10 protein-coding genes are annotated in these 20,414 nt (G+C 44.2%); 5 read left to right on the top strand and 5 right to left on the bottom strand.

Going from position 1 to position 20,414, the window contains the following annotated elements; translation table 11 throughout:
• Positions 1 to 16 precede the first annotated feature (16 nt).
• Genes I2F54_RS07345 through I2F54_RS07335 form a run of 3 tightly spaced genes read right to left on the bottom strand, consistent with a single transcriptional unit; the run spans position 17 to position 5,799 of the window.
• Positions 17 to 3,106, bottom strand: coding sequence for a golvesin C-terminal-like domain-containing protein (locus I2F54_RS07345; protein WP_195500877.1), 3,090 nt, complete (start codon positions 3,104 to 3,106; stop codon positions 17 to 19).
• Positions 3,107 to 3,120: 14 nt separating this feature from the next.
• Complete coding sequence (locus tag I2F54_RS07340; RefSeq protein ID WP_022217590.1) at positions 3,121 to 4,575, bottom strand: sodium:solute symporter; 1,455 nt, start codon at positions 4,573 to 4,575, stop codon at positions 3,121 to 3,123.
• Positions 4,576 to 4,632: 57 nt separating this feature from the next.
• A complete protein-coding gene (locus I2F54_RS07335; RefSeq protein WP_022217591.1) occupies positions 4,633 to 5,799 on the bottom strand; it encodes an exo-beta-N-acetylmuramidase NamZ family protein in 1,167 nt (388 codons plus the stop codon).
• A 199-nt stretch (positions 5,800 to 5,998) separates the two neighbouring features.
• On the opposite strand from I2F54_RS07335, the gene I2F54_RS07330 reads away from it, so the two are divergent.
• Positions 5,999 to 7,105 carry a putative glycoside hydrolase gene (locus tag I2F54_RS07330; protein ID WP_195500876.1) on the top strand — a complete coding sequence of 369 codons (1,107 nt, stop codon included), beginning with the start codon at positions 5,999 to 6,001 and terminating at the stop codon, positions 7,103 to 7,105.
• A 94-nt stretch (positions 7,106 to 7,199) separates the two neighbouring features.
• Here the strand turns inward: I2F54_RS07330 and I2F54_RS07325 are convergent, their stop codons facing one another.
• Positions 7,200 to 9,068, bottom strand: a complete 1,869-nt coding sequence (locus I2F54_RS07325) for a RagB/SusD family nutrient uptake outer membrane protein (protein ID WP_195500875.1) — start codon at positions 9,066 to 9,068, stop codon at positions 7,200 to 7,202.
• A 13-nt stretch (positions 9,069 to 9,081) separates the two neighbouring features.
• Positions 9,082 to 12,570: a SusC/RagA family TonB-linked outer membrane protein gene (locus I2F54_RS07320; RefSeq protein ID WP_022217594.1), complete on the bottom strand. Its 3,489-nt coding sequence runs from the start codon at positions 12,568 to 12,570 to the stop codon at positions 9,082 to 9,084.
• A gap of 578 nt (positions 12,571 to 13,148) precedes the next feature.
• Between I2F54_RS07320 and I2F54_RS07315 the strand changes: the two genes are divergently transcribed.
• The 4 genes from I2F54_RS07315 (at position 13,149) to I2F54_RS07300 (ending at position 20,392) form a co-directional block, all read left to right on the top strand.
• Positions 13,149 to 13,997 (top strand): hypothetical protein, encoded by an 849-nt coding sequence (locus I2F54_RS07315; protein WP_009121812.1) that lies wholly within the window; start codon positions 13,149 to 13,151, stop codon positions 13,995 to 13,997.
• A 420-nt stretch (positions 13,998 to 14,417) separates the two neighbouring features.
• Positions 14,418 to 17,624 carry a SusC/RagA family TonB-linked outer membrane protein gene (locus I2F54_RS07310; RefSeq protein ID WP_009121813.1) on the top strand — a complete coding sequence of 1,069 codons (3,207 nt, stop codon included), beginning with the start codon at positions 14,418 to 14,420 and terminating at the stop codon, positions 17,622 to 17,624.
• Between the two features lie 19 nt (positions 17,625 to 17,643).
• A complete protein-coding gene (locus I2F54_RS07305) occupies positions 17,644 to 19,296 on the top strand; it encodes a SusD/RagB family nutrient-binding outer membrane lipoprotein (protein ID WP_009121814.1) in 1,653 nt (550 codons plus the stop codon).
• A gap of 70 nt (positions 19,297 to 19,366) precedes the next feature.
• Positions 19,367 to 20,392, top strand: a complete 1,026-nt coding sequence (locus I2F54_RS07300) for a hypothetical protein (RefSeq protein ID WP_195500874.1) — start codon at positions 19,367 to 19,369, stop codon at positions 20,390 to 20,392.
• The last annotated feature ends 22 nt before the right edge of the window (positions 20,393 to 20,414 follow it).

The following is a 20,414-nucleotide window of genomic DNA, read 5'->3' as shown; positions in this document are numbered from 1 at the left end:
TTTTATAAATTTGTTTTTACTTCTTACTATTACTGCTGAAGAACGTCAGAATGGCGTTCATCAGGCAATCTCTTTCTTCCGCTGTGCGCAGTGACTCGAAGGGAAATCCTAAAACACAAGTCTTATAGCTTCCTTGATAAGCCACTCCGGCACTCAGATTATTCTCCGAATAGCGCATTACGGTATATGCTTCTTTCGTAGCGGGCTCGATGGCGTCAGGAGATTCCACAACGTAAGAATCCGTATTCAACTCATTATAATAAGTATAGTTTCCAGAAAGAGACGGGAACGGAGAAGCTACGCACTTTACTTTGCCCATCGTTGCGGCTTGTCCTGTACGCCACTTATATTTCAGAACTTCCGTGGCAAATTTTTTGTCTTCTTCATTGGCGGGAATCAGGCGATTATCCCATAAGTCGGTTCCTACATAGGCGCCTGATATAAAGATATTGCCGCCTTGGTTACAATAAGATGTAATACAGTCTTGCATCGGCTTACTGAATGTTTTGAACTCCAGCGGTTTCACTCCGCCCCTGCCTATCTTGGTCTGACATTCTTTACCGAGGATAAGGTCGGCGTATTTATAATCGTTCAAGGTGACTTTTCCGTTTTCAACGGCTTCGTCGCTGCTGGAAACGAAAGAGTAACCGGATTTTAATATGGCAGCTCCATGCAGGGCAGGATAGTCAAATGTGTTTCCGGCGATAACCTGTGTTTCATAGTTGCTGTAACTGTCGCCAAAGCCGGATGCGTCATCATCCATCCAGGGAACGGAACGGCGGTATTCTTTCATTTTTCCTATATAGCTGATATCTTTGATGTAAGGTACTCCATGGTCTGATTCGTCCAGAAAACCGGCCAGCAATGTATCCGCCGGAGCCGGGGCTACAAAATCTGCCGGAGCGCTGATGCGGTCGAATCCGTTAACCACTAATACGGTACCCTTGCTGTTGAAAGCTTTTCCGGCTGAAAGAATCTCAGAGGGGAAACTCTCACCGCCTTTGTTGAGGGCGGTTACTTTATAGCTGCATACAACGCCGGCAGGGAGGGCGGTACGGTAACTGTTCTTATCTACCACTATGCCATTATCAAAATCTCCGTTGCCGATTCGGGTATAGACAATATATTTTTCGGCAGTGGCGGTCGGTTCCAAAGAGTCGGTCACCGGTTGCCAGGTCAGCTCAATTTCATTCTCGCCAATCATACGCAAAGCCATGTGGTCAACCGGTAGCGGTTGTACTACATAATCCATGTGGTATTGCGAACAGAGAAATTGTAACATGCCTTTGTAAATGGCGCGGCTAACGGTAAATCGGAAACGGGGGTCGATACCGTAACGCATATCGGCAAAGTTCTGATGAGAGAGCAATTCGAGCAACATTGTCGGTACTCGTGGCACACGAGCCTCATAGTACGATTGGTTCCATTTGCCGCGACGGGTCCATCGAGGCTCGTACAGTGTCCGAATATCACGCACGATATTGGATTGGATAAGGTCTGTCAGGTCATGAGACAGATAACGTGAGGCGCCATTGGCGAATACGCCGTTGTAAGCGTCTGTCTGATAGATGCCGAGTGTTCCGATGACAGAGTCGTTGAGTGTGGTTCCGGCGTCCGAGTGAAAAGCGAATGCCATATCTATCGGAATGTTCAGCCCTTTCTCTGTGGGATTGGCGGCAGAACCGCCGGCAAGGTAGTTCACCCATATGCCGCGGCTTTTATAATCATCCGTGTAGTCGTTCTTACCATGACTTTCGGAATACACACTGTCCGGAATTCCTGCCCATTGCATCCAATAGCGGGCGGCTTCGCAGAAACGGGGGTAACCGCTCTTTTGGTATTCGGTGACATAAGCCGATTGATGTGTCGCCGTTGTATTTCCTGTTGCGTTGGATGAATTGACGGTTTTGTCGGAACTCTTCAAATTATCAGTCGCTCCTTCTTCCGAGATGCGACGGGCAATGTTTCCCATACCGCCGCCAATCTTTACGGCATCGGCTGTCACGATTTGTCCGGCTTTGTCGGAACGGTTGCTCAGGGTTACTTTACAGGTATTGTTTTTTCCCGCATCGAAACCGAAGGTTCCTAAATAAATCCAGGTACCTCCTCCCATCTTTTGGTTCACTTTGAATTGAGATATCCCGCCTTTATGATAAACGGTATAAAGGGCGTCATCGCTGCTGTTCGGGACGGTTTGATAAGACACGTAAACTGCGTATTGTCCGTTTTGAGGTATCTCAGGAATCCATTCGGTAATACTTTCTTTTCCTTTCTTGATAGTTTCTATGGTACGGAAAGTCCCCTCTTTGAAAGGATTTTCAAAGTCTGTGTATTGCGAACGAAGATGCGCAAAACCTTTTCCGTTGCCTTGCATCCATGCCTTGTCTGCGGTATTTTCCACATATGCAGAGCGTGTATTAAGGCAACCGTCATTGTCTATAATGATTTCAGCCGTCTGGCAGTCACGTTCGCGCGGAATCAGCACATTGGCTCCGGCATTTTCCAGCATCGGGATGAGATAGGGTAATACGAAACTTTGGGTGTACAGGTCTTCCACTGTTTGCAAACAACGGGCACGCTGCCATTCCCAGCGGTTGAGCTTCGGTTCGTAGTAGAAACCGTGACTCTGCCATAAAGCTATATGCCGGTTTTGCAGCCCGTTGGCAGGAGTATAAGGCCTGGAGACTTTGCTTACTAAAGGCTTTTCTACATTTTGACTGAATGTCAGGGACTTTTTATCTTTCTTTGAGCGCAATGCTTGCGGTATCAATTCTTCAATACTGTGTTTATTGGTACGTAACTGTAGCTTGTATTTTGTAAATCCGCTCGGTAACAAAGCGCTGATTCCTTGATAAATTTCCGCCACATTAGCTTCCCGAAAAGGAATGTAGGAGCAGTTCATATTCGCGAAGAGCTGCAGGGTGCTGCCCTCTATGGCAACGGAATCAATCGTGATGCGTCCTATGGATATTTCTTTCCGCGCAGTGGCATCCAGAAATTCTCCTATCTTCCGGCGGGTTTCTGCCGGAAGCTCTTGCGCGCCGCCCAACTGGGGGATGAGGGCGGCGGCGAGCATGCTGAATAAAAAGTGAAGTCTTACACTCATGATGATGTATTAAGTTAAATGTTCTTTTTGTCTTTCTTTATCAATATGCAGAGTCCGATGAATGTGAACAGTGCATTGAATATAAGCAGTTCGTAGCTGAACTGATAACCGTTGAACCATGCTTCCGAATTCTTTTGCAGGATAAAGCAGAGGAACGGGGAGACGATCGCTACCAGCGGTATGTATTTATCCCGTACCTGTTGCTTCATAAAGATACCGAAGGCAAATAAGCCTAAGATAGGACCGTACGTGTAGCTTGCCAGAATATATACGGCATCAATTACACTGGTATTGTTCAGCAGGTTAAATATAAAAATAGTGATACCCATTATTACGGCCATTCCTACGTGTACCCGTTTCCGTATCTTAACAATCTCTTCTTCCGTTTTTCCTTTGGTGCCGAGAATATCTACGGTGAAAGATGTTGTAAGAGCCGTCAAGGCGGAACCGGCCGCCGAATAAGCGGAAGAAATCAAGCCGATAATAAACAGGATACCTACAATGGCAGGGAAGTAGTTTCCGGTAGCGATTACGGGGAAAAGCTCGTCGCTTTTGTCTACCTGTATTCCCTGGCTGTTGGCGAATATGTAAAGCAATACGCCCAGCATCAGGAACAGCAGAATCACGAAGAACTGTGAAATGACACTGGTAATCATATTCTTTTGTGAATCTTTAAAATTCTTACAACTGAGATTACGCTGCATCATATCCTGGTCTAATCCGGTCATGGCTATCATGGTAAACGCTCCGGCAAAGAATTGCTTGAAGAAATATTGTTTGCCGTTGACATCGTCGAAGAAGAATATACGGGACATATCACTGTCGGCAATTGTACTTATCATGCCGGTAAAAGACAGATTAAGGTCGGAAGCGATGTAACAGATGCATAATACGACCGATACCACGAGGCAGAAAGTTTTCAAAGAGTCTGTCCAAATGAGCGACTTTACTCCGCCGCGGAACGTATACAACCATACCAATGCTACGGTGATAGCCACATTCAGAATAAACGGTAATCCGAAAGGTTCAAATACCAACAACTGCAATGTCAGGCAGACAAGGAATAAGCGTACTGCAGCCCCGAGCATTTTGGAGATAAAGAAAAACCAGGCTCCGGTCCGGTATGAGGACATGCCGAAACGGTTCTCCAGGTATTCGTAAATAGAAACCAGGTTCATCCGATAGAATAGGGGCGTCAGGACAAAAGCAATAATTAACTGTCCGGCAATAAATCCCAATACCATTTGCAGATAGCCGAAGTTACTTGCGGCGACCATGCCGGGTACGGAGACATACGTTACTCCGGATATGCTGGATCCAATCATTGCAAAGGCTACTACATACCAGGATGATTTACGGTTACCTACAAAGAAACCTGCATTGTCTGCTTTTCTGCCGGCAATGTAAGATACTGTAAATAGTATTATAAAATAGACGGCGATAGTGATGATAACGGATAGTGGACTCATTGTTGTGATCGGGTATTAGTATTTACAGGTTGATTAGTAATTGTTTTTTATGAATGATTATTCTTGGTACAACAAATAAGGTTTCCGTTGTTCCTTGAACTTTTCCACATCACCTTTCCAACGGCTTTTTATTTCTCCGGCGCTTTTTCCGTCTTCTATCATTTTACGAACATAGTCGGTTCCAACTAACAGTTCGAAGAAAGGGCGGAAAAAATGATCACCCATATTCAGATTCTTATACGCATCGATTACGTAGCTCAGGTCTACTCCGCGCTCCCAGATTTCCTCGTCGCTCATATTACTGAGGTTTACACCATGGCACAGTTTGTTCAGTTGCGGAGGATTTTTGGCTCCGGGAATGCTTTTAGGTGTAAAGCTGTAATTATAGCCTGTCATGTTGGGATGGCCGTATACCTGAAAGGGGAGTGAGGTCCCTCTGCCCAGACTGACGGGCGTAGCCTCAAAATAGCAGGTAGCCGGATATAGATAAATGGACTTCATGTCGGGCAAGTTGGGAGAAGGTGGAATCGGCAAGACGTATTTGGTCTGATGTGTATAGTTCTTACAAGGTATAACGGTAAGGTCGCATACGCGTGAAGCCGGTAACCAGCGTTCGCCATTTACCATTAACGCCAGCTCGCCCAGCGTCATTCCGTGTACGATGGGGATAGGCAACCAGCCTACTCCGGATTTATATTTCATATCCAGTATCGGGCCGTCTACATAATGCCCGTTCGGATTGGGACGGTCCAACAATAAAACCTTGCGGTTGTATTCCGCACAGGCGTCCATCAATCGGCACATTGTGATATAATAGGTATAGAATCGCAAGCCGACGTCTTGTATATCGATAACCAGTATATCAAATTTTCTCATGGATGCTTCACTCGGCTTTTTGTCTTTTCCGTCATAAAGGGAAAGGATGGGAACCCCTGTTTTTTTATCAACGGAATTGGAAACATGTTCTCCCGCATCCGCATCTCCGCGGAAACCGTGCTCGGGTGAAAAGATTGCTACTACGTTGAATTTGTTTTCTAGCAGAACATCCAGTAAGTGCTTGTCTCCCACCATTCCGGTGTGATTGGAGAAAATCGCAATTCGTTTTCCTTTCAGGATTGGAAAATACTCTGAAGTTTGTTCATCGCCTAAGATAATGCGCTCTTTTTGCGCTTGACACAATAATGAACTACATAGCAGAATGGTCAATAGTAGCAGCTTCTTCATAATAGTATTATTAAGGGGAATTTATATGGAACAAAGATACTTTTTATTTTAATATCAAAAACAATTATTTGCGAATATTTAGTATTATAATTATTAATTTGCAATTAATTGACGCAGGCATTAGCTGATATTCAAGAAAATACTATCTTTGCCACCATGCGAATTTAATTTATGTTGTATAACTCTTAAAATCATCATCATGAAAACTACTTATTTATTTGCAGCACTTGTTTGTTTTTTTTGTTACAGTGTATTGCCGGTTTCTGCAAAAAGCAAGAAGAAAACACCCGTAACAGAACAGAAAATTGCTTTAGGCGTATGGGACGATGTGGATAAAACGGCTTCGGTAGATTCTATTATCCGCTGGATGAAGCCTTTTGATGAGGCGGGAATTAAAAACTATTACATGTGCGGCTCTCCTGAGGAAGTGGCACGTTATATCGAGGCTGCCAAGTCCTATTCGGGGGCGAAGGTACATGCTTGGATGTTTACGGTGAATGCTCCCCGGGATTCTGTGGCATTGGCGCATCCGGAATGGTTTGATGTCAATCGTGTAGGCTATAATAGCCATGAGTACGATCCTTATGTAAAACATTATAAGTGGTTGAGCCCGTCTGTTCCGGAAGCTCGCCGGTATATGAAAGATAAGGCGGCTTCGTATGCGGCTTTAGAAGGGTTGACTTCTGTGCATCTGGATTTTATCCGTTATAATGATGCCGTATTGGGAAGGCGGTTGCAACAGTATAAATTTAAAATTCAGCAGGATACCTATCGTGCGGAATATGATTTCGGCTATCATCCGGCAGCGATTGAAAAGTTCAAAAAACAGTTCGGTTATTCTCCGTTGGATTTGCAGGCTCCCTGGATGAGTCCGGAATGGTTGCAATTCCGTTTGAATGAAGTTTCCTCTCTGGTCAACGAAATTGCCGGCGAAACCCATGCTAAGGGCAAGTTACTTTCGGCTGCGGTATTTCCGTATCCCACCCGTGCGCGTATGACGGTATATCAGGACTGGCCTACATGGAAGCTGGATATCGTATGCCCGATGAACTATCAGTCTTTCTATTCGGAAAGCCTTGACTGGATACCGTTTAGTGTTGAGAACGGCTTACGCGAGACTTTCCATAAAAATAAATATGTTTCCGGTTTGTTTGTACCCGATATTACAGCGGAAGAGTTGTATCAGGCGGCTAAATTATCCATTGAGGCAGGAGCCGATGGGGTCAATTTCTTTAATGCCCGGGCTTTATTGAAAGACGGAAAGCTGGAAGCGGCGAGAAGAATTAATCAGGAGTTCAATTTATAATAATTCATAGACAGAGTATTATAAAAAAAGAGGTATATTAAGAATGGAAAACGCTCCCCGCCTTAATATACCTCTTATCGGCAATGCTCTTCTGTTACCAGAGAGTTGTTTGCGTTAACTTATATCCTTTAGCATTATACTCGTTGATTTGAGCCTCACCTACAGGAGCCAAATATGAACGATCGCTGAAGTCATCTCTTGCTTCGGCAGCTTCCGGGACATAAAAACCTTTCATTTCGTCGGCATTGGTTCCGTCATAGGTTATGTATTTGTATCCGTTACCATCAGGCACTGCCACAGTCGTGATACCAATATTGTCCTCCTCAAGATAGTTGGGAAGTTCTGCTTTTAAATCTATCCATAAGCCGAGCATTGTGTCCGGATATGTTTTATTATTCATGTAATGCAGCTTCTTCCAGCGTTTCAAATCAAGCAGGCGGGAATGTTCGTACACAAACTCCATTCGGCGTTCACGGCGAATTTCCCAAATTAACGGATCTACGGCATAGTCACCGGCTACTAAATCTCCCTTATCTCGTGCGGGGTCGAAATTGTCTGTTATCTCAACCAGTTGCATGTGTCGTGTTTTCTGTAAACCTTTGCTGATAGCGGTTTCATCAAGAGGACGGTCGCGAATCTTATTGATTGTATTATCGATATCGTCTTGTGTAACAAGCTCACCACCCATTAACGCCAATTCTGCTTTAGCTTCCAGCCAGTTCAACATTACCTCTGCCAGACGCATGACCGGATAGTCGTTTGTATTAGTCATACTGCCATATTGGGCAGGATAGGTACCGCCGAAATAAGTGGGGCCGACACGGTCTATGAATTTCCAACTGTAAAGCAGTGTACCGGCTTGAATGCGCGGCTCGTCCCAAAATGTCGCCTCAAAACGCGGGTCGCGGGTTTTAGCCATATTCTCGATATCAAGGTTGTCCGCATCCGCAAGAGTTGAGTTTTGGTACACTTTACCGTCATTGCAGATGAATGATTTCGCTAATGCCAGAGTGGCACCGCCTTGACTTTCCGCACCGTTGGAGTAAGAGGCCACACAGTGGGTTACGCTGACACCAGCATCATAGTGTCTGTACATTAAAACTTCTTTGTTTCCGCTCAAATCCATCGAACCGAACAGGCTCTTGAAGTCACTGGAGATTTGCCACTGGTTGTTGCCCAATACCAGTTCACCTGCCTCTTTCGCTTGCGTCAGGTATTTTTTGGCAAGTTCGGTATCGCTTTTGTGATATTTCTGCCAAGTTCCTTCAAATAACATCAGGCGGCTGATGAAACCGGCAGCGATATATCTGTTCAGATATTGGGTACCGTCATTTTTGCGGATGTTGTTTAGTGCAAAATCAAAATCTTCGTATACATATCCCATTACTTCATTACGCGGAGTACGGTCTTTGTACATTTCATCGGTATCCGCATCGGTGATGGACTTGCTGTAATAAGGCACATCGCCAAAGGTTTCCACTAAACGGCAGTATTCAAAACCGCGGAAGAACCGGGCTACTCCCATCCAATGATTGTAAGTTTCTTCTTCTAAGACACTTTTATACTGCTCCAACTTGTCAATCATTATATTCCATTTACGTACCCAGGCAAAGTTCCAGTTGCCGGCTGCGTATTGGGTAATCCATGAATTGGCAAGGTCGCTGGTATTGTAGCTGCCGCGACTGGTAGGAATCGTATTTTCAAAGGAAGTCTGTTTTCCCGATGACGCGTTGTCGTCAGAAAAATTATATCCTCTCAGAGGAGCGTAGGCGCTACCCCAACTGCTGTTATACCCTACAAAATAAACGGGGTATGCTTCGTTAACATACAACCGATATTCGGTATCGGTCTTTCCATATGTTTCATCCAATGGTTTCGTCAGTACCGGACGTTCCAGAACCGAGTCGCATCCGCTTATTATAAAGGTTGCGGCAGAAAGTAAAGCAAATATATATTTTTTCATATAATTCTGTTTATTAGAAGTTCAACTGTACACCTACTGATACACTCTTGAAAGTTGGAGTTCCCACACCTGTACGGCCACTGTTGTAGTTCTCTGTGTCGAACATGGAATAACCTGAGATGGCTTCCGGATCGATGGGGAGTCCGTTCAACTTGTCAAATGTAAAGAAGTTTTCCAATGCCAGATAGATACGTGCTTTTTGCATGCGTACCTTTTTGATGATATTTTCCGGAAGAGAATAACCTAATGTGATATTCTTGATACGGAAATAAGACATGTTTAATAGATAACGAGACTGTTTGTAATAGTTATAAGCATCGTTTGAACCGGCTTGGTTCCACGGGCGCGCATAGAATGCTCCGGGATTATCTTCAGTCCAGTAGTCGCTTGCGATAGCATCGGGAAGAGCGCCATCGGCGGTATTGTAGCCGGGGATAGCCAAGAATCCGTTACCCCATATCTGACGCTTGCCTACTCCTTGCATGAAGACAGAAAGGTCGAAACCTTTATAGTCTGCTCCTAAACGGATACCATATTCGAATCTCGGTGTCTCATTACCGATTACTTCTTTATCTCCCGGATCATCTACCGTACCTGCGCCATTACCTAATTTACCGTCACCGTTTAAATCGGCGTATTTCACATCACCCGGACCGAATTTGAAGTCACCCGATTGCAGGAAGTCTTGATATACTCCGTTCGGATCTTTCAATTTGTTCATTTCTTTGGCGCCGGCAGTTCCTGCCGCCACTTCTTTTCCATTTAATGCCCATACGGTTACTAACTCGCCGTTATTATCGTATACGAAATCATCTTTCTGGTATAAGCGTTCGGTTCTGTAACCCCATATTTCGCCATACTTCTTGCCCACATAATAATCACTGATTAAACGGGTGTCACTGTATTCTGTGATTTCTGTTTGGGCGTCGGATAATGTAAACATGGCGTTGATACCCAATCCGTTATTAAAGCGATGGTTGTAGTCTAATGAAACTTCCCAGCCGCGTGTTCTTAAAGAACCGTAATTTCCTTTAGGAGCTGCGGCGCCGAAAGTATAGGCTACGCCCGCGCCCGGAACAATCATATTACGCGTATCACGTTGATACCAGTCAAAGGTAACGCCGAAATCACCGTGGAAGAAGCGTGCGTCGAAGCCTAAGTCCAGTGTAGCGATGTCTTGCCAGGTAATGGAAGTTGCTACGGCTGTCGGGGTACCGCGATAGAATAATTTCTGTCCGTCGGCGCCTAACCAGCTAACTTGTCCTGTACCCAGAGAAGACACATATAAGCCGTTATCTACGGTCTGGTCACCGATAATACCCCATGAACCGCGGATTTTGAAAGAGTTGAGTGTCGGTTTTGCCCATTCCATGAAAGCCTCTTCGCTCAAACGCCAGCCGGCAGAGAATGAGGGGAACCAACGCCATTTCATTCCGGACGGGAACTTGGATGTACCGTCATAGCGCAGATTGGCTTCCAACAGATATTTTTCTTTATAGTTGTAGTTGATACGACCGAAATAACCCATTTGGCCTTCCCACTTTTGGTTACCGCTTGCTGTTTGAGTACCTACGGCGAGATCAAACTGAGGATTGGTAATATCGGTTAAGTCCGTAATTTGTGACCAGTTATCTTCATAATCGTAAGTCACCAAGTTCATACCGAGCAAGAATTTGAAATTGTTGTCATCATTCAATTGCCAGTTATAATCTGTTGTGGCATTGAAAGTATGGCGACGGGCTCCCGAAGATTTTCTATAAATGTGGTCGGGGTTGGCGCCGTGAGCCGTGTACTCTTGATATGGCAATTCATATGCCGGCATCGCGCCTTCTGCGGTTGCTGCTACCTGCTGGCCTAAATCGTTTACATAGATTTGGTTGCCTGCCGCATCTGTTTTTAATGTACCTGCCATCCATGCATTGGCTGCGCTGTAACGGGTTCCCGGTCTTTTGATGACACCTGTTTCGCTGGCGTAAGTATAATCGAAATCAAACTTCCAGTCTTTTGTGACATTCACTGTTGTTCCCAGGCTTATGTTTAGATAGTTGTCTACTTGTGAAGCCGTATTGGCCTGTTTGGTTTCAGACCATGGGCTGCGCAGGTCGTTTCCGTCCTCATTGACTCCTAACGGCATGTTAGGTCCCCAACGGTATAAGTACAACCAGGGGTCGGCCGTAGTAGATGATGTTGCGTATGGATATCTCTTGTCGCGTGAAGAGAAGATAGAACCGGCACGTACGGTCAAGTATTTATTAATTTCGGTACTTAAACGTACGGATGCGTTATAACGGGTAAAATCGTCTTTCTTGGCGGGTTTCATCATACCGTTTTGGTGCAGGTAACCCAGACCGATATTATAAGTTGTTTTTCCACTTTTTCCGTTGATTGAAACGTTGTGCGAGTGGGTCGGCGCCCATTCGCGTACCATATAATCGTATGGGTCAAATGTCCTTAGACCAATATTTCGTCCATTGGCATCCACATACCAGTCTCGTCCGTATACATACGGATCGTCAGGTCCTAATTTGCCGCCATACTTGTTTTGCCATTCGCGAGCGCGTTCCAAGCCGGACTCTGTCATGTAGAATGATATACCGCCGGTGACGGTCTTTCCTGAACGCTTCATGGCTTCCACGCTATATTCCAAAGCATTGAGTTGTCCCATTTTCATCTCTTTAGCCATATTTTGGAAAGAGAGATTTCCTTGGTAGGAAACATTGACCTTGTCGGTTTTCGCTCCTTTTTTGGTTGTAATCAATACTACACCGAATGCTGCTTTAGCACCATAGATGGAAGCGGATGCGGCATCTTTCAATACGGAAATGCTTTCTATATCATCAGGGTTGACCATCTGTATAGAGGGGATTTCCACATTATCCAGCAAAATCAAGGGTGTTGCCTCACCTTCGATAGAACCGACCTGTCCACGTATTTTGATAATCGGGTCGGAACCGACTTCACCGCTTGGCACTTGGATAGACAAACCCGGAGTGGTACCTTGTAAGCCACGGCCGATATCGGCAATGGGACGTCCTTCTAATGTCTGATTTACATTAACAGAAGAAACTGCTCCTGTCAGATTTTCTTTCTTTTGTGAACCATATCCTACAACCACTACTTCATCCAGTAACTCGGTGTCATCTTTTAATACTACTCGCAAGTTAGGACTGGCCTTTACTTCCTGAGTGGTATATCCCACAAAAGAGATTTGCAGGATAGCTCCTGCCTTGACATTCATTTTGATTTTTCCGTTGATGTCTGTAATTCCACCATTGGTGGTACCTTTTTCTATGACGTTGGCACCGATAATGGGTTCTCCTTGGGCATCTACTACTAATACGTTTACAGCGACAGATTGCATCTGTTCGGTTATACCATGATTTTCATGGGAAGCAGACCGGGCAGCAAAAGTGTTACCGCTGCCAAGAAACAGTGCGCAGATAGCTACTGTCATGAGGATCTTATGATTTGCAATTCCTCTTTTTTTGCGATCTTCATTCATAAGTGATTGATGATTTTTTGTTAATAAAAATAGTTTCTCCAATTAGGTAAAAAATGAATGGATGAGGGGTAGAATGAACTATATCCTCTGAGATTCTTTCATTGCTTCATAGGCGTTTTTCTATTTAAAGGTTCATAATTGTATATGTTATCTCTCTTTTTTTCTCTTCTTTTCCAAGTCCACGAGGAACTCGGGCGGATTTTCTTATTCGCATGGATGGTATCAGGATAAATTAAAAAAATGGATTACAGTTTTTTTCTGTATGCTGTATATCCATTAATCGCTACGGCTGCGGACAATAATTCGTCGGACGGTTGTTGCCCTTGCGTTAGACATCTGTTATCCTTTCGTTAGACAGTTGTCTAACGAAAGGATAACAGATGTCTAACGAATTAAAATAAGTAACCGGCTGTTTATTGGTAGCAGATACGCAAACAATTATCACCTTACAAATATTTTATTCTATAAAAGTAATCCGCAATGATGGATACAGACCATAAAGCAAACTTTTTGAAGAATTATCGCAGAAATATTAAAAATAACTATATATTTGTATTCAATTCTAAAACTAACTACCTATGAAACTGATTGCGGAAAGTGGTTCTACAAGAACTGAATGGGCCCTGGTTGAAGATAACCACTTGATACAGCGTGTTTTCACCGAGGGGCTGAATCCTTTCTTCCAAACACGAAGGGAGATTAGCCGGAGTGTACGCTTAGGGTTGCCCGAGATTTTTTTCAAAAGGAAATTAGAACAAGTATATTATTATGGAGCCGGATGTACCTCTTATGAGAAAAAGAATATATTGGGTGCATCATTAGTAGCACAATTCAAAACCCCTATCCAAGTAGAAAGCGACCTTCTTGCCGCTGCCCGCGGTTTGTTCAAATGCGAGGCCGGCATTGCTTGTATCTTGGGAACCGGCTCTAATTCATGCTTTTATGATGGAAAAATTGTAGTCAAGAATGTCAAAGCGGGCGGTTATATCTTAGGTGATGAAGGCAGTGGAGCCGTACTGGGTAAAATGTTTCTGTCTGATGTTCTAAAAGGATTGGCGCCTAAGTATGTGATGACAGATTTTTTTGAGAAATTCCGTATCAGCCCCAATGAAGTAATGGAATCGGTGTACAACCGTCCTTTCCCGAATCGTTTTCTTTCTACGATTTCTTATTTCTTAGCTGATTACACTAATGATGATTATGTGTTCAACCTGATAACCAGTAATTTAAGAAGCTTTTTCACTCGAAACGTATGTCAATACGACTACAAAAACTACCCTATTCGATTCGTTGGTTCGTTGGCCAACAGCTATGCAGCCATACTGAGAGAAGTTGCCGGTGAATTTGGAATCGGATTGGATGTAATTGAAGAAACTCCGATGAACGGACTGATAGAATTCCATTCTTTAAATATTGAAGAACCTTAAACTCTTATATATATAAGGTATATAGAAGTAATCTTTGCAAATTTAAAAGTATAAGGTTAAAAAATTGCAAAGAAATGTTCTTGATATTGAATAATAATATATCTTTGTTACGTGTGAAGTACACAAAATACTTTATCACCTTTGTTAATAACAAGATTTATCTCTTAAAACGACCGGCAAAGTTAAGAAATTAACCGGATTTAATTCAAAATCAATATATACCGAGTTCCTCGTGGACTTGGACTTTTAAAGAAAAAAGAGATATAATATAGTAGTTATGAACCTTTAAACGGAAGAAAAGCCTATGGAACAGTAAAAGAGTCCTAAAAAGAGTAGGATAGCTCTATTCTGATTTATCTACCCGCTATCCATTTTTTTGAGAATACTATTTTTAATTAACAACAAAATCATCAATCATTTATGAATGGAGAACACAAAAGAAGTAGTGCCGATGTAATGGTAACACAGACTACTTTGATAAAAAGATTATTTATTCTATCGGTAACCGGTTTAATGCTTATGTGCGGCGGTTGCTTCTCTGGAATGAGTGTATACGCGCAGAATGCCACTTCGTCAAATGCACAGCATGCAAAGAAAATTTCGGGAGTTGTTATAGATTCCAATGGCGAACCTATCATCGGAGCGGCAGTACTGGTACAAGGAACGAGTGTAGGTGTTGCAACGGATGTCGACGGAAAGTTCTCACTGGATGTTCCGTCCAATGGGAAAACGCTTGTTGTGTCTTATATAGGATATGATAATCAGGAAGTTCCTATTACAAGCAGTTCGCAATACAAAATAACCTTGAGCGGAACGAATTATGCGCTGGATGAAGTCGTGGTTACTGCTTTGGGTATGAAACGCGAGAAGAAAGCGCTCGGTTATTCCGTGCAGGATGTAAAGGGGGATGCTCTTATCGAGAACCGTACTGCAAATATCGCTACTTCACTGAATGGTAAGGTTGCCGGTATGAATATTTCCGCAACTTCTATTCCCGGCGGTTCCAATCGTATCGTTATCCGCGGTAACAACTCTATTTCCGGTAATAACATGCCTTTGGTCGTAGTGGACGGTGTGCCGTTCGATAATACTCAGGGTGTGGACGATGCCACTACCAACTCTTGGGGTACAGGATTCTCGGATACCGGTGACGGATTGTCAATGCTGAATCCCGATGATGTTGAATCCATCTCTGTATTGAAAGGCCCTTCGGCTACCGCTCTGTATGGTTCACGCGGTGGTAACGGTGTTATCCTGGTTACTACCAAGAAGGGACAAGGCGGTAAAACGCTGGTTTCTTACAATAGCAATTTCACTTTTGAGAATGTGATGATTCAGCCTGAGTTCCAGAATGAATACGGTCAGGGTACGGGAGGAGCGTTCGATATTACTTCCCGTAACTCTTGGGGCCCGAAGATGGGTACGGTTGTTACCGACTGGACAGGACAGACCCGTCCTTTGGAAGCTAAGAACAATGATTTCTCGGATTTCATGAATACGGGTACATCATGGACGAACTCCGTAGATGTAACGGGTTCGGCGGCCAAGATGAATTATCGCGTAGGACTTTCCAATACGACACGTAAAGGGGTTATTCCCAATAACAGTTTGAGTAAGAATAATTTCTCGGTTCGTGCCGGCGGCGAAATTATCAAGAACCTTACTCTTGATGCCAAGGTGAACTATACTTATCAAAAAGGTAAGGGAAGGCCGGAGTTCTCCGCATCCGGTTTTAACCCTATCTTTGCATTGATTTATACTCCCCGCAGCATTAATCTGCACGAGATGAAAAATATTTTCGATGAAGAGGGCAATATTCTGGATTGGTATTCCAAGCCGCTTACAGTCGTAAATAACCCGTATGCCGCTACTTCACTTACCGGTAACCAGGATGTTACGAACCGCGTCAACGGTTTTGCTTCCTTGACGTATGATATCAGCAGTTGGTTAAAGGCTATGGTACGTTTCGGTGGCGATACTTATGGTAAGAAAACAGAAAAATGGATACGTCACGGATTGATTTCAAGTTCCGGTTATAGCGATGGCCGTTTCTCTACGGGACAATATAATATGACCGAATATAATGTGGATTTCCTGGTAACGGCCCAGAAAGACAATATCGCCGATTCTAAATTCTCCGGTTCTCTTTCGGTAGGCGGTAATAAGATGAACCGTAAATACAATACTTTTGTTGCTACGGCCGAAGGCTTGAATATTCCGGAGCTCTATACTATCCAGAATGGCATATCGCAAACAACGTCGACTTATAATTCACAGAAGGAAGTTCAATCTCTGTATGCATTGGGACAGTTGTCTTGGGATAATTATTTGTTCTTCGATGTGACGGTACGCAACGACTGGTCTTCCACCCTTCCGAAGAATAACCGCTCGTTCTTGTATCCGTCATTCTCTTTGGGTTGGGCTGTAACCGACATGTTGACTAAGTTCAAGGTGAATGTTCCCGAATGGATTTCTTTCGGAAAGTTGCGTGCATCTTATGCCGAAGCCGGAAACGATACGGATCCTTATCAGTTATTGTCTGTACTGTCTACCGTTTCCAACATGGCAGGCGGGCAGATGGGTGTAGCGGAACCTTCGACAAAGACCAATGCTAATTTGAAACCGGAGATTATCAAATCTATGGAATTCGGTGCCGATGTCCGTTTCTTTGATAACCGTTTGGGCTTTGACGTTACTTATTATGACAAACGCGCATACAATCAAATCATCTCCATGCCTTCGTCCATTACATCCGGATACAGTGCTAAGTATATCAATGCCGGACGCGTAGACAACTGGGGCTGGGAACTTCAGGTGAATGCCGTACCTGTCCGTACGAAGGACTGGGATTGGAACGTATGGGTGAATTTTGCAAAGAACTCTTCCAAGATTGTTGAGCTTACCGAAGGGGTAGAGTCTATCACTTTGGCTCAACCTATGGGACAGAACTGTTATGTAAGAGCTACGGTTGGCGAACCTTACGGACAGATTTATACGAACGGATTTAAGTATGACGATAACGGAAACCGTTTGGTAGGTGACGACGGTAAGTATATCGTCGATAACACATTACGCGTATCGGGTAATATGAATCCGGATTGGACGGCCGGTATCGGGTCTACATTACGCTGGAAAAACTTGTCATTCGGTTTCTTGATTGATGTGCGTTACGGCGGCGATGTATATCTGCAATCCATGATGCGTTTGCAATCCAACGGTCAGACCAAAGAAACGGTTGCCGGACGTGAGGAATACTATACTACCGGTAAGGGACTTATTTCCCAAGGCGTGAATGTAAATACCGGCCTGCCGAATACGGTTGAACTCGACCCTACTACTTATTGGGGACAGTTCTACGGCAATATCGGGAATTATATCTATGATACAACGAACGTACGTTTGCGCGAGCTGAATCTGACTTGGACATTACCCGACAAATGGTTTGCAAAAACCATTATCAGAGGTCTCAAGCTCAGTGCCGTGGCTAACAATGTATGCTTCCTGTACAATAATCTTCCGGGATTTGACCCTGAATGTACATACTCTACTGGCAACGGACAGGGTATAGAAACGGCATCTCTGCCTTCTACCCGTTCATTTGGTTTCAATCTTAATGTTACATTCTAACCCATAAAAGGATAATAATATGAATAAGTTATTTAAAACAATTATAAGCATCGTTGGTATCTCAATGGCCTTCGCGGGTTGTACCGGCGATTTCGACAACATGAATACCGACCCTAACAATCCTACTCCGGGTTCGGTCGATCCTAAGTTCCAGTTGATATTTATCCAGGGACGCGGTATTCCGTATGCCAATCAGTGGCAGCAGATAGACCAGCTGATGATCAGTACGCTCTGCGAATATTCGGCAAACGACGGTCTGTCGGCCTCCGACTATAACATTGACTCCCGATACATTGACGATTTGTGGAATTTGAGCTATACAGTACTCACGAACGCCAACTCTCTGATTAGCGCCAATGAGGACAAACCTATTTATAATAATGTGGTTCAGATGGCACGTATCTGGAAGGCTTATGTAATGTTGCGTCTGACCAATTGTATCGGTGATGTTCCTTATTCGGAAGCTGCCGATGATATAGACCAGCCTAAATATGATACGCAAAAAGATATCTACTACACGATATTCGATGAATTGAAAGATGCGGTAAGTAAGCTGGACGAATCGGCCGCTAACAATGTAGGTTCTTATGACCTTATTTATGGCGGTGATGCCGCAAAATGGAAAAAGTTTGCCAATTCTATCCGTTTGCGTATGGCCGTCCGTATCTCCGATGTGGATGCCGCTAAGGCGAAAACGGAAGCGGAAGCCGCCATTACGGCCGGAGTATTTGCCGGTGAAGATGATGCCGCTTATATGAAACAAGGCGAAGATAAGTTCTCGCAGAATCCTATTTACTATCATAAGGGCTCTGCCGTAATGCACATGTCGACTGCTTACAAGCGTCTTGTAACGGGTATCGGCGGACAAGCGTGGCCTACGGCTGCCGACCGTGTCAGCAATGCAAATATAACCGAAGCGATTATCGCTGCCAAAAATGCTCCTGCTACGGTTGACCCCCGCGCTCCGATTCAGTTTGAGCCTGCCGGTATGATTGACGATCCTCAGGACCCGGCAATGAAAGGCAATTGGGACGGAACAGACCCGGGACACGTAACATCCGCAGTGGGTGCTGCGATGGATAACGGACAGTTCGTCAGCAACTTTGCTAAAATCGGTCCTTGGTACTATGGTACGATCGACAGAAAATATCAATTATTCAAATATAGTGAATTGTGCTTCCTGAAAGCGATTGCCATTGAGCGCGGCCTTATCGCCGGTAATGCCAAGGATGCCTATGAAGCAGGCGTACGCTCAAATATGGCTGAGTTTGATATTCCGGAAGCGGTGATTACGGACTATCTGGCCTCTACCGCTCCTAATTATTATGGGACTACCGCCAAATATGATGATACAACAGGCGATTGCAATACGCATATGGATAAGATTCTTACCCAAAAATATATTGCCCAATTCCAGGAATGTTCTTTTGAAACTTGGGCCGATCATCGCCAGTTCCATAAGCCTACGCTCATGCCGTTTGCAAGTGTAAGTTCAAGTGTGTTCACTATGAATCCTGCCGACCAGGCCAACAATACTCCGAACGCGTATGTTAAGCGTATCTATTATCCGTCTTCAGAGTATACGGTCAATGCGGCCAACGTAAAAGAGGCCGAAAGCCGTATGGGTGGAACGAACAGCATACAGAATAATGTATGGTGGGATGTTGATTAATTAAGATTGAATCATTTGATGCGTAGCCGGCTTGTCATATCCGGCTACGCATTTTTCTTATATACATGATATGAAGCGTTTGTTTTCTTTAGTTTTTATCGGATGTTTCCTGTTTTGTATCCAAGCGAACGGGCAGGGTACGTTGTCGCAAGCAAAGGCTGAGCCTGGTAACCGGTTACCCGGATTTGCCGTAAATCCCATTTCCGGAGAGCAGGAAAAGATTTTTGTTTATGCTCCGGGAATCAATATCCATATCAATGCGCCTTCGGAATCTTTATTTGACGGGAATAAACCGACCAAACTCGTATTATATGCCTTGCCTAATGGCAACAGTACGGCATGGACGATAGGCAAAGTGCCGGAAGAGGGAGATGACTGGCACTTCCATATACAGAATATCGGGGCCCAAACACGCTATCTTAGGGCTACGGCCCGTGATTGTAACTGGGTAACCGTCTATTTGGAAGCCGATTCCAAAAGTTGGGGACGCTGGAGAAAGGCCGGGCCGATGCGTGATTACAAAATCAAGGAAACGGTAGAATATCTCCTCGCTCTTTTTTCAGAATACAATCCGCATATAGAGCTGAACAGTCATAGCGGCGGTGGAAACTTCATATTCGGCTTTATGGATGCCAATACTGAAATACCCGGGTATGTGAAAAGGATTTCCTTTATCGATAGCAATTACAATTGGGATGATAAACGGTATGGCAATAAGTTGAAACAATGGCTGGCGGCTTCTCCGGATAACCATCTTTTCGTTGCTTGCTATGATGATGCCAACGCTTTGCTGGACGGTAAGCCTTTCGTTTCCAAAAAGGGAGGGACGTGGCATCGTACCTATTTGATGCAACGCTACTTGAGGCGGAAGCTGAAAGGACTGAAATGGGAGAAAACGGAGACTGACAGTATTATTTCTTACACAGCGGATAATCGGCGTATTCTGTTTTATTCCAGAAAGAATCCGGAACGGGCTATCTATCATACGATACTCGTGGAAAGGAACGGTTATATTCATTCCGAGCTTTCAGGAACAAAGTATGAGGGAACGGGATATGTGTTTATGGGTAAGAAAGTTTACGATGGTTATCAATAAAAAGACGGGGTTTTCCCCGTCT

The organism is Bacteroides clarus, assembly GCF_015555825.1.
In the GTDB taxonomy this organism is placed as follows: domain Bacteria; phylum Bacteroidota; class Bacteroidia; order Bacteroidales; family Bacteroidaceae; genus Bacteroides; species Bacteroides clarus.
The sequence above is the reverse complement of the archived record's forward strand: the minus strand, read 5'-3'. Positions and strand labels throughout refer to the sequence as shown.